The sequence below is a fragment of the [Actinomadura] parvosata subsp. kistnae genome (genome assembly GCF_900323885.1).
In the GTDB taxonomy this organism is placed as follows: domain Bacteria; phylum Actinomycetota; class Actinomycetes; order Streptosporangiales; family Streptosporangiaceae; genus Nonomuraea; species Nonomuraea composti.
On the sequence record NZ_OOHJ01000036.1, the window covers coordinates 57,622 to 71,172 of the forward strand.

10 protein-coding genes and 1 pseudogene are annotated in these 13,551 nt (G+C 73.5%); 4 read left to right on the forward strand and 7 right to left on the reverse strand.

Features of this window, described 5'->3' with window-relative positions; translation table 11 throughout:
* Positions 1-11: 11 nt before the first annotated feature.
* A complete protein-coding gene (locus KIS93_RS68690) occupies positions 12-1,244 on the forward strand; it encodes a glycosyltransferase family 2 protein (RefSeq protein WP_222108206.1) in 1,233 nt (410 codons plus the stop codon).
* Here KIS93_RS68690 and KIS93_RS68695 read toward each other — a convergent pair.
* A pseudogene (locus tag KIS93_RS68695) lies at positions 1,208-1,330 on the reverse strand (hypothetical protein); the annotation flags it as partial. The gene KIS93_RS68690 and the pseudogene KIS93_RS68695 sit on opposite strands and share 37 nt — an antisense overlap.
* A gap of 153 nt (positions 1,331-1,483) precedes the next feature.
* Here KIS93_RS68695 and KIS93_RS62520 point away from each other — a divergent pair.
* Entirely contained in the window at positions 1,484-2,224 is a 741-nt protein-coding gene (locus KIS93_RS62520) for a class I SAM-dependent DNA methyltransferase (RefSeq protein ID WP_080040416.1), read from the forward strand.
* A gap of 6 nt (positions 2,225-2,230) precedes the next feature.
* Here the strand turns inward: KIS93_RS62520 and KIS93_RS62525 are convergent, their stop codons facing one another.
* From KIS93_RS62525 to KIS93_RS62550, 6 genes are all read right to left on the reverse strand, one after another.
* Positions 2,231-3,346 (reverse strand): iron-containing redox enzyme family protein, encoded by a 1,116-nt coding sequence (locus KIS93_RS62525; RefSeq protein WP_080040417.1) that lies wholly within the window; start codon positions 3,344-3,346, stop codon positions 2,231-2,233.
* Between the two features lie 127 nt (positions 3,347-3,473).
* Positions 3,474-4,436 (reverse strand): coiled-coil domain-containing protein, encoded by a 963-nt coding sequence (locus KIS93_RS62530; RefSeq protein WP_230466334.1) that lies wholly within the window; start codon positions 4,434-4,436, stop codon positions 3,474-3,476.
* 92 nt (positions 4,437-4,528) lie between these two features.
* Positions 4,529-6,229 carry a serine/threonine-protein kinase gene (locus KIS93_RS62535; protein WP_080040419.1) on the reverse strand — a complete coding sequence of 567 codons (1,701 nt, stop codon included), beginning with the start codon at positions 6,227-6,229 and terminating at the stop codon, positions 4,529-4,531.
* 138 nt (positions 6,230-6,367) lie between these two features.
* The gene (locus KIS93_RS62540) at positions 6,368-7,426 is read right to left on the reverse strand and encodes an NAD(P)-binding domain-containing protein (RefSeq protein WP_080040420.1); all 1,059 of its coding nucleotides are present in this window, start codon (positions 7,424-7,426) and stop codon (positions 6,368-6,370) included.
* A 43-nt stretch (positions 7,427-7,469) separates the two neighbouring features.
* Positions 7,470-8,492 (reverse strand): LacI family DNA-binding transcriptional regulator, encoded by a 1,023-nt coding sequence (locus KIS93_RS62545; RefSeq protein ID WP_080040421.1) that lies wholly within the window; start codon positions 8,490-8,492, stop codon positions 7,470-7,472.
* Positions 8,476-10,908, reverse strand: coding sequence for a beta-xylosidase/alpha-l-arabinosidase (locus tag KIS93_RS62550; RefSeq protein WP_080040422.1), 2,433 nt, complete (start codon positions 10,906-10,908; stop codon positions 8,476-8,478). Before KIS93_RS62550 ends, KIS93_RS62545 begins: the two co-directional genes overlap by 17 nt.
* Positions 10,909-11,317: 409 nt before the next feature.
* On the opposite strand from KIS93_RS62550, the gene KIS93_RS62555 reads away from it, so the two are divergent.
* A complete protein-coding gene (locus KIS93_RS62555) occupies positions 11,318-12,643 on the forward strand; it encodes an extracellular solute-binding protein (protein ID WP_080040423.1) in 1,326 nt (441 codons plus the stop codon).
* Positions 12,640-13,551, forward strand: coding sequence for a carbohydrate ABC transporter permease (locus KIS93_RS62560; protein WP_080040424.1), 912 nt, complete (start codon positions 12,640-12,642; stop codon positions 13,549-13,551). Before KIS93_RS62555 ends, KIS93_RS62560 begins: the two co-directional genes overlap by 4 nt.

A 13,551-nucleotide genomic window follows, 5' to 3' on the forward strand; every position in this document is an offset into this window, starting at 1 on the left:
GGCCAGCCTGCATGATCGACTACGTGCTCCCCCTGCGCTGGGAGGACGACTCCGGCCTCGGGGAGCTGACCGCCTACCTGCGCGAGGTGAGCCGGCACGCGCGGGTGATCGTCGTGGACGGCTCACCCCAGGAGCTGTTCGAGCGGCACGCCGCCGCCTGGCGCGGCCTGGCCGCGCACGTCAGACCGGCCGCCGACCTGCGCTTCGCCAACGGCAAGGTGAACGGCGTGCTGACCGGCCTGCGGCTGGCCCGGGCCGAGCACGTCGTCATCGCCGACGACGACGTCCGCCACGACGAGCGCACCCTGGCCAGGATCGACGCCCTCCTCGGCGAAGCCGAGCTGGTCCGCCCGCAGAACTACTTCGACCCCTCCCCGTGGCACGCCCTCTGGGACACCGCGAGGACCCTGCTCAACCGCGGCCTCGGCGCCGACTACCCCGGCACGTTCGGCGTGCGCCGCTCGTTCTTCCACCACATGGGCGGCTACGACGGGGACGTGCTGTTCGAGAACCTCGAGCTGATCCGCACCGTGCGCGCGCACGGCGGGCGCGAGCTGCGGCCGCTCGACCTGTACGTGCCGCGCCGGCCTCCCGACGCCCGGCGCTTCTGGAGCCAGCGCGTCCGGCAGGCGTACGACGACCTGGCGCAGCCCTGGCGGATGGCGCTGTTCCTGCCCGTGCTGCCCGCGCTGGCCGCCTGCGCGGTGCGGCGCCGCTGCGCTCCCGTGGCCGCCGGCGCCGGCGCGGCCGTGGCGCTGGCGGAGCTGGGGCGGCGGCGGGCGGGCGGCCGGCGCGTCTTTCCCGCCACGGCGCCGCTGTTCGCGCCCGTCTGGGTCCTGGAGCGGGCCACCTGCGGCTGGCTCGCCCTGGGGGCGGCGCTGTGCGGCGGCGTCCCGTACGCCGGGCGCCGGCTACGCCGCGCGGCCCACTCCGCCCGCTCACTGCGCCGGGCGGCCGGCTCCGCACGGCCGTCGCTCTTCGCCCGCGCGCTGCGTGGCGCAGCCCGATCCGCGCGGTCGTCGCTGCGCCGCGCAGCCCGATCCCCGCGGCCGTCGCTGCGCGCCGCAGCCCGCTCCGTGCGGTCGTCGCTCCGGATGGTTCAGTCAGGGCGGCGGTCGGGCTCGCTGGAGGCGCGGAAGCCGGTCGCCTTGTGCGAGCCGTCGCAGAACGGCTTCGTCGACGAACGCCCGCAGCGGCACAGCGCGACGGTCGCCCGGCCCGCGGGGATCACCTCCCCGTCCTGAGTCACCAGCTCGAACGGGCCCCGCACCAGCAGCGGCCCGTCCTCGCACGGCGTCACCGTCACCCTGACATCCCCCTGATGCGACATGCCTGTCCTCCTTCCCCGCGCGAACCCCGCTTCACCTGCGGGATTGGCGCGCGGGCCGGCCGGGTAACAGAACCGGTGCCCCCGCCGTCACTCGCGAGGAGCCGCCGTGCGCCGATCGTCCCGCCCGTCCCGCTCAGGCGCAGGAGGCCGGTGATGGCCCCCGCGTTCGACCCGTCGGCGTACGGGCGGAGCATCTCCGACATCTACGACGCCACGGTGGAGCACCTGCCCACCGACGCCACCGTGGAGCAGTTGCGGCTGCTGGCCGGCGACGGGCCCGTGCTGGAGTTCGGCATCGGCACGGGCCGGCTGGCGCTGCCGCTGGCCGAGCGCGGGCTGGAGGTGGCCGGCATCGACGGCTCGCCCGACATGGTGGAGGTGCTGCGGGCCAAGCCCGGCGGCGAGCACCTGCGGGTGGCCGTGGGCGACTTCGCCACCACCCGGGTCGAGGGCCGGTTCAGCCTGGTCGCGCTCACCACGAACACGATCTTCGCGCTGCCCTCGCAGGACGCCCAGGTCGCCTGCTTCCGCAACGCCGCCGCGCACCTGCGGCCGGGCGGCCGGTTCGTGGTGGAGGCGTGGGTGCCGGACCTGGCGGCCTTCCACCGGGGCGCGTTCCTGCGGCTGCTGTCGCTCGGCGAGGACGTGGTGGTCGCGGAGGCGGCCAGGATCTCGCCCGCCGAGCAGCACATGGCGACCACCAAGATCCGGCTGACCGGTGAGGGGGTGCGGCTGCTGCCCGCCAACCACCGCTACGCCTGGCCGGCCGAGCTGGACCTGATGGCCCGGCTGGCGGGGATGGAGCGCGAGCACCGGTGGGCCGACTGGCACCGCGCGCCGTTCGGGGACGACAGCCGCACCCACGTCACCGTCTACCGCCTCCCGGCGGACTGACGGCGGTCATCGCGGGACGCGGGCGACCGCGGGCCGGTCGCGGGCCGGCTCGGCGGGCCGGCCGTCCAGCGGGCCGGCCAGCGAGGTGATCCCCTGTTCCCAGCGGGCCAGGACGTGGCCCGCCCACCGACGTTCCAGCTCCAGCGCGCAGGCGGCCCCGTACAGGACGTCCCCGGCGGCGGACAGGTGCGCGGCGGCGAAGGCGCCGCACAGGTCGTGCGCGGCGATCTGCTCGTGCACGGCGTCGGCCTGCACGTGCTCGTCGTAGAAGCGGACGGCGTCGGCGTCGCCGCCGAGCCGGCGCAGCGCGTCGCCGTAGCGGCGGTTGGGCAGGGACGAGGTCATCTCCAGCGCGGCCAGGTGCCCGACCAGGGCGCCGCGCAGCCGCCGGTGCAGGCCGAACAGCGACATGACGTTGGAGATGGCGAGCGTGACGCCCGGGACGCGGTCCAGGTAGGCGCCGTAGGAGTCGTCGAGGCCCAGGCCGCGCAGGGTGGCGCGGAACAGCTCGGAGTGCATGCGCTCGCGGCGGCCGCCGCCGTACTCGTCGGACTGGATCTCCACCAGCGCCGCCTTCGGGCCGCCCGCCAGCCGGGGGATCGCCCACGTGTGCGGGTCGGCCTCCTTCAGGTGGTAGATCGAGCGGTGGATGACGAACTCCTCGAACTGGCGGCGGTCGGCGCGGCGGGCCAGGTACCCGGACAGCGACGGGCCGTCGTCGGCGGCGACCAGCTCGTTGAGCGCGCGCCGCACCCCGTGCGGCCCGTCCAGGGGCGGGCGCGGCACGGCCCGGGCGAGCGCCTGCTCGAAGCGGGCCTCCAGCAGCGCCCGCGCAGCCAGCAGCGACGGCTCCCACTCCCACTGGTCGTCCACGTCGTCGAAGCCCTGGTAGTGCAGCTCGTAGCAGGCGAACAGGGCGAGCTGGAAGTCGTCGTCACCCAGCACGGCATCCCCTCGCAGGGCGTCGCCCAGCACCGCGTCCCCTGGCAGGGCGTCGCCCAGCACCCCGTCCCCTGGGAGGGCGGCGCGCAGGGCCGTCCCCAGGGCGTGCTCCGCGGGCGGGCGGGTCAGGTGGGGGAAGAGCGTCGCGGTGATGGGCCCGCGCGGCGCAGGAAGTCTCATCGCGGGCTCCTGCCCGCCGCCTTCTCCCCCGCGCGGCAGTGTCCTTGACCGGCAGCAGCCGTTCTCACGAGTGCCCCCCTTCTCGCTCCCTGCGAGTGCCCTCGGGCGGGCGGCGCAAACCCGCAGGTCAGTAGACCGAGATGTGCGGGTGGTCGTAGTGGTTGGCGGTGGTGCCGCCCCGGTCGGACATGGTGCGCCAGGAGCCGGTCCTGACGTGCCAGATCCGCTGCCGGTAGATGACGTACATGATGCCGAGCCGCCGGGCGTTCTTGATCGCCCAGGCGGCGATCTCGTCGCCGCGCCGCTGCTCGGCGGGCGAGGGGAACGAGCCGCCCCGGCTGAGCATGAAGTCGCAGGCCCGCCCGAGCGGGTGCTCCCCGCCGTCCTGGATGGCGCGGTAGCAGCCGATCCCGTACGGCACCTCGAACCGCTCCTGGATGAGCTTCTTGACCAGGGCCATCCGGGGCGTGATGTTGTCGGCCCCCTGGGGGAGCTGCGGGACCCAGGTGCCGTCGGGCCGCCGGATGCCGGGCGCGGTGTAGAGCAGGTCGATCCTGTCCTTGATCTTCTCGATCTGCTTCTCGGCCTTCTTCTTGCGTTCCTCCAGGTCGCCGAGCGTGCGCTCCAGCTCCTCGGCGCGGGCGGCGGCCTCCTGCTCGGCCTGCTTGCGCGCGTCCCTGACCTGGGCGTAGCCGCGCAGCATGGCCTCCTCCTCGTCGATCACCTGCTGGGTGAGGGCCATGCGGCTGAGCAGGGTGGAGGGGTCCTGGCCGCCGCCGAGCAGCGCCATCGGGCCGGGGTCGCCGCCCATGTAGCGGGCGACGGCCATGGCGCGCAGCTCGGTGGAGTGGCGGTCGTAGACGTCCTGGGCGGCGGCCAGCTTCTCGCGGGCGGCCTTCTCGGCCCGCTCGGCCTTCTGGTGGGCGACGCGGCTGTTGTAGTAGTCGGTGATGAGCTGGTCGGAGCCCTTCTGCAGGCTCGCCAGCTCCTTCTTGAGCTGCTTGACACTTGGCTTGGGCTCGGCCACGGCGGGAGCTGCGGCGAGCACGATCACCGCGACGATCACGGCGGCGGGGGACGCAACCGCCACGCTTCTCCTTAGCCCGAGCCGCAGGGCAGGTTCCGGTCATGGAGAAATCAGGCCCGGGGGATGCCCTCTATTCGACGCACGATAGTAGAGGATCACCCGTCCTCGTGCGCAACTTCCGGCTTTTCCGCTTGGCGGCGTCTGCGTACCCGGCGGGCCACGATCTGCCGGCCGGCCAGCGCCGATCCGGGCACCAGCACGAGGCCCAGGAGGCTGGAGCCGAGGCCGAGGCCGACGTCGGCGTCCACCAGCTTGTCGCCGTCGCCGCCGAGCAGCGGCAGGCCGAGCGACACGCTGACCGAGACCGAGATCAGCGGCTCCTTCACCTTGGTGGGGGCCAGGTCGGGCGCGCGGGTCGTCGGGGCCTGCGTGGTGGCGGGCGGGTCGTCGTCCTTGGGCGGCGGGTTCTCGCTGGAGGGGTCGTCGCGGGGCGGGCTCTCGGGGCGCGAGGTGGCGGGCGGCCGGGTGGCCGGGCGGGTGGTCGGGCGGGTGGTCGGCGACGGCGCTCCCGTGCTGGTCGGCCGCTCGGTGGGGGCCCTGGTCGGCTCACGGGTGGGGTCGCCGGTAGGCCGCTCCCCGCTCGGTGAAGGCCGGGGGGCCGGCGGCTCCCCGTACGTGATCGGCGGCGTCACCACGATCGGCTCCTCCGGCGTGGGCACCGGCGGCGTCGTCGGCGTCCCGGGGGTCGGCGAGCCGGGCACCATCGTGGGCGGCCCGCTGGACGGCCCGCTGGACGGCAGGGCGAGGGGCGGGCCCGACGTGGCGGGCGGCAGCGCCGTGCCGCTCTCCGGCTCCGGCCCGCCGCCCAGGATCACGAACGCCGACGCCACCGCTGCCGCGGTCGCCAGCACGAGCCCGCCGGTCACGGCCAGCTTGCTCACGGGCGAGAGCACGTTGTGGAACAGGGTCGTGGCGGTGCCGGCGTCGGTGACCGCCTGCGGCCTGGGCAGCAGCGCGGCCAGCGGCAGCGTGAGGATGCCGAGGCCGGTGCGCCCGCGCAGCTCCCAGTCCTCCCCGTACGCGGCGCGCGCGGCCTCCTCCATCTCGGCGAGGAACGCCTGAGCCGACTCGGGCCGCTCGGCGGGGTCCTTGGCCAGGCCGTGCTCGACCAGCGGGCGCAGCGGCTCCTCGACGTCGTCCAGCGGGGGCGGCACGTGCTGGTGCTGGTAGGCCAGGGCGGCGACGTTCTCGGCGTGGAAGGCGCGGTGGCCGGTCAGGCACTCGTAGAAGACGAGGGCGGCGGCGTACACGTCGGTCTGCGGCCCGGCGGGGGCGTCGTCCCACTGCTCGGGCGCCATGTAGGAGGGGGTGCCGGACAGCTCGGCGGTCTCGCCGACGTGGGCGGCCACGCCGAAGTCGACGAGCTTGCTGTCGCCGTCCTGGGTGATCAGGACGTTCTCGGGCTTGAAGTCGCGGTGCACGACGCCGTGCCGGTGCGCCTCGGCCAGGCCGAGCAGCGCCCCCTTCAGCACGGTGAGCGCGGCCTCGGGGCCGGTGGCGCCCTCGTGCTCCAGCAGCCGCCGCAGCGTGACGCCCTCCACCAGCTCCATGATGATGGCGGCGTCGTCGCCGGTCTCGGCGTAGTCGAGCACGCGGGCGGTGTGCGGGCTGTCGATCTCTTTGATGACCAGGGCTTCGGAGCGGAAGCGGGTCAGGAAGGCGGTGTCGTGGCGTAAGGCGTCGGATAAGTGCTTGACGGCGACGGCCAGGCCGTCGGAGTCGCGGACGGCGAGCATCACCCGGCCGGTCCCGCCGTGGCCGAGTTCCCGGATCTCCGTGTAGCCGGGAACCTCCATGCTGGGACCTCCTGACCGGATATAGATCCTGATGTCGGGACGCTATCCCGGCGTCACCGCTCGTGTCGAGTCCCTTCGCGCGAGTAACCGGAACCGTGCCACAATCGGCATGTCTACTATGCGGGCTAGGAGGAAAGCTCAGGCGGCGAGGCGGCCGGACAGGAGGGCGCGCACGTTGCGGGCGGCCTCGCGGCCGGCCCGGTTGGCGCCGATCGTGCTGGCCGAGGGGCCGTAGCCGACGAGCTGGAGGCGGGGCTCCTTCACCACCTGGGTGCCGTCCACGCGGATGCCGCCGCCCGGCTCGCGCAGGCGCAGCGGGGCGAGGTGGTCGAGGGCGGCGCGGAAGCCGGTGGCCCAGATGATCACGTCGGCGGGCACGCGGGTGCCGTCGTCCCACGCCACGCCGTCCTCGGTGACGCGGCCGAACATCGGCAGCCGGTGCAGCGCACCCTTGTCCATCGCCTCCCGGACGACGGTGCTGTAGGTCAGGCCGGTCACGCTCACGACGCTCTGCGGCGGCAGGCCCGCGCGGACGCGGGACTCGACCATGGCCACGGCCGCGCGCCTGGCCTCCGTCCCGAAGTCGTCGTCGCGGAAGACGGGCGGCCGGCGGGTGACCCACACCGTGGCGGCGGCCACCCCGGCCAGCTCCGACAGCACGTGCATCGCCGACGCCCCGCCGCCGACCACGACCACGCGGCGCCCCGCGAACTCCCGCGGCCCCCGGTAGGCGGCGTAGTGGAGCTGCCGGCCACGGAAGCCGGCGGCTCCCGGGTAGTACGGCCAGTACGGGCGCGTCCACGTGCCGGTCGCGTTGACCACGGCCCTGGCCTGCCACTCCCCCGCGTCCGTCTCGACCGCCAGCCGCCCCCGCGCGCCCTCGCGCACGGCGGTGACCCGCACCGGGCGCACCACGCGCAGGCCGGTCGCGCTCTCGTAGGAGGCGTAGTACGCGGGCACCACCTCGGCGGCCGGGCGCCCGGGCTCCCCGCCCGCCTCCTGCCGCCCCAGGCCGGGCAGGTCGAAGACGCCGTGCACCTTCTCCATGGTCAGCGTGGGCGAGCGGTGCCGCCAGGCCCCGCCCGGGCCGTGGCCGGCGTCCAGGACGACCGGCTCGATGCCGTACCTGCGCAGGAAGTACGCGCTCGACAGGCCCGCCTGCCCGGCGCCGATCACCACGGCCTCGCTCAGCTCCACGTCAGGCTGCAACCGTGATCGGCCGCCGCCTCTTCCCTGGAGCTCAGCCGCGATCGGGCACCGGCGCGGTCGAGCCGCGCACGACCAGCTCGGTGGCCAGCTCCACGTGGTGGGAGTCGACCTTCTCCCCGGCCGCCAGCCGCAGCGCCGTGCGCAGGGCGACCCCGCCCATCTCCCGCAGCGGCTGCCGGACGGTCGTCAGCGGCGGCGAGGTGAGCTGCGCGATCTGGGTGTCGTCGAACCCCACGATGCTCAGGTCCTCGGGGATGCGCAGCCCGCGCGCCCGCGCCGCCTCCATGACCCCCACGGCCACCTCGTCGCAGCCGGCGAAGATCGCCGTCGGGGCGTGCGGCAGGTCGAGCACCGCCGCCCCGCTCGCCATGCCGTCGTGGTAGCGGAAGTGCCCGGACCGGACGTATCCGGGTAGCACCGGCGCCCCCTCCGCCTCCATCGCCGCCCGGTAGCCGTGCAGCCGCGCCTGGTTGCAGGCCGCGGCGGGGGGCCCGCCGATGTAGGCGATGCGGCGGTGCCCGAGCGAGAGCAGGTGCTGGGTGGCGGACAGGCCGCCGGCGAAGTTGGTGGAGCCGATGCTGGTGACGCGGGTGCGCGGCAGGTTGAGCGGGTCGATGAGCACGAGCGGCAGCCGCGCCCTGGCCAGCGCGGCGGGCTGCCCGGAGGTGAGCTCGCCGGTGACGGCGATCAGCGCCCGCCGCCCGGCGGCCACGAGCTGGCGGGCCCAGGCGGTGGTGCGGGCGGTGCCGCTCCTGATGCTGACGACGATCCCGATGCCGGCCTCCGCGCCCGCCGCCACCGCGCCCTGGATGATCTCGGTCGAGTACGCGTTGAGGTCGGCGTCGAACTGCAGCTCCACCGTGGCCAGCCCCGGCGGCTCGCGGCGCGGCGCCGGAGCGACGTAGTCGTGCTGCTGCAGCAGCGACTGCACGAGCGAACGGGTCGCGGGCGAGACGTCGCTGCGGCCGTTGAGCACCTTGGAGACGGTCGCGACCGACACTCCGGCGGAGGCCGCGACCGTGGCCAGCGTGGCGCGTCTAGGACTGGATGGCATCCGCACCCCCTCGCCCCCGCACCTCTGCGGGAGTGACGAGCCGCCGGTCGTGGCCGACGTGCCTGGCCGGGCCGGTCAATCGTACGACGCCGCGGCACGGCAGGTCCGCCGCCGACGTGCCGGCCAGCACCTCGACGTCGCCGGGCTCGACGACGCGGCGCAGGTCGCGGCCGGTGAAGGCGGTGCGGTCGGCGTGCACGAGGAAGGCCACCTCGGCGCTCTCGCCCGGCTCCAGCCGGACCCGCGCGTAACCGGTGAGCTGCCGCACGGGCCTGGTGACCTGGGCCAGGAGGTCGTGCAGGTAGAGCTGGACGACCTCTTCCCCGGCCCGGCCGCCGGTGTTGCGGACGGTGACGGTCGCGGTGAACTCGCCGTCGGTGGGCACCTCCTCGGCGCTCAGCCGCAGGCCGGTGACCTCGAAGGTGGTGTAGGAGGCGCCGTAGCCGAAAGGGAACAGCGGCGTCGGGTCGAGGTTGCTGATGCCGTGGCTGTCGGTGCCCAGCGGCGGCTGCAGGTACGTGCCCGGCTGCCCGCCCGGGTGGCGCGGGATCTGCACCGGCAGGCGGCCGACCGGCTGGACCCGGCCGGACAGCACGCCGGCGATGGCCGCGCCGCCCTCCTCGCCGGGCATGAACGCCTGGACCAGCGCGGCGGCGTGCTCGTGGATCTCGCCCAGCGCGTACGGGCGGCCCGAGACGACGACCACGACCAGCGGCGTGCCGGTGGCGGCCAGCTCGGCCAGCAGGTCGGCCTGCACGCCGGGCAGCCGCAGGTCCTCGGCGTCGCAGCCCTCGCCCGACGTGCCGTGCCCGAACAGGCCGGCCAGGTCGCCCACGACGGCCACGCACACGTCGGCGTCGCGGGCGGCCGCCACGGCGTCGGCGAAGCCCGAGCGGTCGTCGCCGCGCACGTCGCAGCCCTTCGCGTAGCGGATCTCCGACTGGGGCAGCTCGGCGGTGAGCGCGTCGAGCACGGTGGGCGCCTCGATGCCCAGGCCGAGGCCGGGGTGGCGGGGCAGCACGTGGTTGGGGAAGGCGTAGCAGCCCATGAACGTGCGGGGGTCGTGCGCGGCGGGCCCGACCAGCGCCACCCGGCGCGGTGCCGTGCCGCCGTGCTCCTCCAGGAGGGGCAGCGCGGTGCCCGCGTCGAGGAGGATGATCGACCGTTCGGCCAGCTCTCTGGCCAGGGCCCGGTTGGCGGGCGAGTCGAGGTCCACGGACTCGGCGCCGGCGACGGAGCCCTCCGGCGTCCAGCCGGGGTCGAGCAGCCCGAGCTGGGCCTTCTGGGTGAGCAGGCGGCGCACCGCCCGGTCGACGACGGCCTCCGGCAGCTCGCCGCGCCGCACCCGCTCGGCCAGGTGCTGCCCGAAGCCGAGCGTGTCGGGCAGCTCGACGTCGATGCCCGCGCCGAGCGCGAGCACGCCCGCCTCCTCGTGATCGGCGGCGACCAGGTGCATGCTGGCCAGGAACGGCACGGCCCAGTAGTCGGAGACGACGGTGCCGGTGAACCCCCACTCCTCGCGCAGCACCTCGGTCAGCAGCCACGGGTCGGCCCCGGCGGGGACGCCGTCCACGTCGGCGTAGGAGTTCATCACCGAGCGGGCGCCGCCCAGCGCGATGGCGGTCTCGAACGGCGGCAGGATCATGTCCATCAGCTCGCGCCGGCCCATCGGCACGGGCCCGTGGTTGCGGGCGGCGCGCGAGGCGGAGTAGCCGGCGAAGTGCTTGAGGGTGGCGATGACGCCGGCGCTCTCCAGGCCGCGCACGTAGGCGGCGCCGAGCGTGGCGACGACGTACGGGTCCTCGCCCATGGTCTCCTCGACCCGCCCCCACCGGTAGTCGCGCACCACGTCGAGGACGGGCGACAGCCCCTGGTGCACGCCCACGGCCCGCATGTCGCGGCCGATCGCGGCGGCCATCCGCTCGACGAGCCCGGGGTCGAACGTGGCGGCCCAGGCGATGGCCGCCGGGTAGACGGTGGCGCCGTAGGCGGTGAAGCCGGTCAGGCACTCCTCGTGCACGATGGCGGGGATGCCGAGCCTGGACGCCGCGACGACGGCGTGCTGCTGGCGGACGACCTCGGCCGCGCCCTGTGCCGGGGTGACCGGGGCGCTGCCGTGCACGCGGGTCAGGTGGCCGAGCCCATGGCGGACCGCCTCCTCGAGCGGCACGGTGCCGGAGGCGGCGAACACGTCCTGCATCGGCGCCACGTTCAGCGGTTCGGCGCCGGGCTCGGGCTCCGGCTCGTCACCGGAGCTCATGTCGTTGCCGAGCCACCGGCTGCCGAGCTGGCCGATCTTCTCCTCAAGGGTCATCTCGGCAAGGAGGGCTTCGACTCGGTCGGCCACGGCGAGCGCCGGGTCCTGCCACGGGCGCACTGCCCGCTCCGCCGTCGGGGTCCGATCAAGAGCCGTCATGTGGTGCGCTCCTTAAAGAGGTGCTGTGCTGCCGCAAGTTTTCGAAATGTTTCGACACCGATGGGCAACCTCCGCGCAAGCCTTCCGCTCTGGCACGGAGCAGGTGAAGACTGGCGGAAAGTTACCTTACACGTGGGCTCCAGGAAATCCACCCGTTTCCTGATCGACAAGGTCTTGACACCCTTATTGCCGAAACCTAGATTGGCGAACCCCGCGGTCATGTCGAAAATGTTTCGATGAGCTGACTTTAGGAGGAGTGGAAAGTGGCATCGCGAGATGCCGATCCACGACCGCCGGCCATCGAGTCCGATGATCAACGCGCCGCGACCCCAGCCCGCGGCATACAAGTACGGAGATCAGCGTGGAGTCCAGGACAACCTCTCGCCGCAATTTCCTCAGCCTCGTCTCCATGGGTGTCCCCCTAGGAGCAGCACTGGCCGCCTGTGGCGGCACGGGGCCCACCCAGACCGGCGCCGGTGGCGGCTCGGGCAACGCCACCGCCAGCACGGGTGGCGGCGGCGGTAAAAGTGCCACGTACTGGTACCTGTCGACGCAGCCGCAGGAGGGCGTGCGCACCAGGACCGTCGAGCGGCACAACAAGGCCAACCCCAACGGGACGATCCAGGGCACGACGTTCCAGAACGACGCGTACAAGACGAAGATCAAGACGGCCATCGGCGCCGGCCAGGCCCCCACCCTCATCTGGGGCTGGGGCGGCGGCACCCTGCGCAGCTACGTGCAGGCGGGCCAGGTCGAGGACCTGACCTCGTGGTTCGACCAGAACCAGGCCGTGAAGGACAAGCTGTTCCCGTCCTCCTTCGGCGCGGCCACCATCGACGGCAAGATCTACGCGATGCCGTGCGAGACGCTGCAGCCCATCGTCCTCTACTACGACAAGCGGGCCTTCGACAAGATCGGCGCGCAGCCGCCCCAGACGTGGGGCGACATCCTGGACCTGGTGCCCAAGTTCAACGCCAAGGGCATCGCCCCGTTCTCCCTCGGCGGCCAGTCCCGCTGGACGAACATGATGTGGCTGGAGTTCCTGTTCGACCGCCTGGGCGGCCCCGAGATCTTCCAGGCCGTCTTCGACGGCGAGAAGGACGCCTGGAACAACCCGCTCGCCATCCAGGCGCTGGGCGAGGTGCAGAAGCTGGTCAAGGCCAACGGTTTCGTCAAGGGCTTCTCCTCCATCACCGCCGACTCCAACGCCGACCAGGCGCTGCTCTACACCGGCAAGGCCGCGATGATGCTCCACGGCGGCTGGACGTACGGCAGCATGTCGACCGACGGCGGCGACTTCGTCTCCGGCGGCAACCTCGGCTACATGAACTTCCCGCCGATCGACGGCGGCAAGGGCGACCCCGGCAACACCGTCGGCAACCCCGGCCAGTACATCTCGATCTCCTCCAAGGCCACGCCGGAGCAGAAGGAGATCGCCAAGAAGTTCTTCGCCGGCGCGCTGATCGACCAGACCGCGGTCAAGGAGTGGGTCGGCACGGGCGCCGTCCCGATCATCAAGGGCGCGGACGCCGAGTTCGCCGCCTCCAAGGACAAGGACTTCCTGACCTTCGTCTACAACATCGCCGTCAACGCCAAGTCCTTCGCCCAGTCGTGGGACCAGGCGCTCAGCCCGACGGCCGCCGAGGTGCTGCTGGACAACATCTCGAAGCTGTTCCAGCTGTCGATCTCGCCGCAGGAGTTCGCCACGAACATGAACGCGGTCATCGGCAAGTGAGCGCGGTCACGACCACCGCCAGGCCCGCCTCCCGGGCGGGCCGTGGCGGCTCACTCGGGTGGATGACCGTCCCGGCGCTGGTGTTCTTCCTCGGGTTCGCCGTCATCCCGCTGATCGGCGTGCTCGCGCTGAGCTTCGCGCAGTGGGACGGGCTCGGCGAGATCGGCGTCGCCGGGTTCGCCAACTGGGGCGCGATCCTGAGCGACCCCGGCCTGCCGCACGCGCTGTGGATCACCTTCCTCGTCATGGCCGTGTCGTGGGCGGTCCAGACACCGGCCAGTATCCTCATGGGGGCGTTCCTGGCCGGGCACCAGCGTTACCGGGCGGTCCTGTCGGTGGTGTTCTTCATCCCGCTGCTGCTCAGCTCCGCGGCGCTGGCGATCACGTACAAGGCGCTGCTCGACCCGAACTTCGGGCTCGGCGCGGGTCTCGGGATCCCCCTCCTCGTCCAGGACTGGCTGGGTGACCCGGTGCTCGCCTTCGGCGTGGTGATCTTCGTGGTGTCCTGGCAGTACATCCCGTTCCACTCGCTCATCTACCAGGGCGGCGTCCGGCAGATCCCGCGCTCGATGTACGAGGCCGCGGAGCTGGACGGAGCGGGCCGGGTGCGCAGGTTCTTCAGCATCACGCTGCCGCAGCTCAAGTACACGATCATCACGTCGTCGACGCTGATGGTGGTCGGCTCGCTGACCCTGTTCGACCTGATCTTCGTGCTGACCGCGGGCGGCCCCGGCGACGCGACCCGGGTGCTCGCGCTCGACATGTACAAGCGCGGTTTCCAGGCCAACCTCATGGGCCCGGCCAGCGTGATCGCGGTCATCCTCGTCCTCGTCGGTCTCGCCCTGTCGCTGCTGCTGCGCCGGCTCGGCGGGCGCGACTCCGGCCACAGCCAGCTCGAAGGGGCCTGA

Excerpts from the sequence above, each read along its gene's own strand:
- KIS93_RS62520 (WP_080040416.1), top strand. The coding sequence starts at position 1,484 with ATGGCCCCCGCGTTCGACCCGTCGGCGTACGGGCGGAGCATCTCCGAC.
- KIS93_RS68690 (WP_222108206.1), top strand. The coding sequence starts at position 12 with ATGATCGACTACGTGCTCCCCCTGCGCTGGGAGGACGACTCCGGCCTC.
- KIS93_RS62555 (WP_080040423.1), top strand. The coding sequence starts at position 11,318 with ATGGGTGTCCCCCTAGGAGCAGCACTGGCCGCCTGTGGCGGCACGGGG.
- KIS93_RS62550 (WP_080040422.1), bottom strand. The coding sequence starts at position 10,908 with ATGACGGCTCTTGATCGGACCCCGACGGCGGAGCGGGCAGTGCGCCCG.
- KIS93_RS62545 (WP_080040421.1), bottom strand. The coding sequence starts at position 8,492 with ATGCCATCCAGTCCTAGACGCGCCACGCTGGCCACGGTCGCGGCCTCC.
- KIS93_RS62535 (WP_080040419.1), bottom strand. The coding sequence starts at position 6,229 with ATGGAGGTTCCCGGCTACACGGAGATCCGGGAACTCGGCCACGGCGGG.
- KIS93_RS62525 (WP_080040417.1), bottom strand. The coding sequence starts at position 3,346 with ATGAGACTTCCTGCGCCGCGCGGGCCCATCACCGCGACGCTCTTCCCC.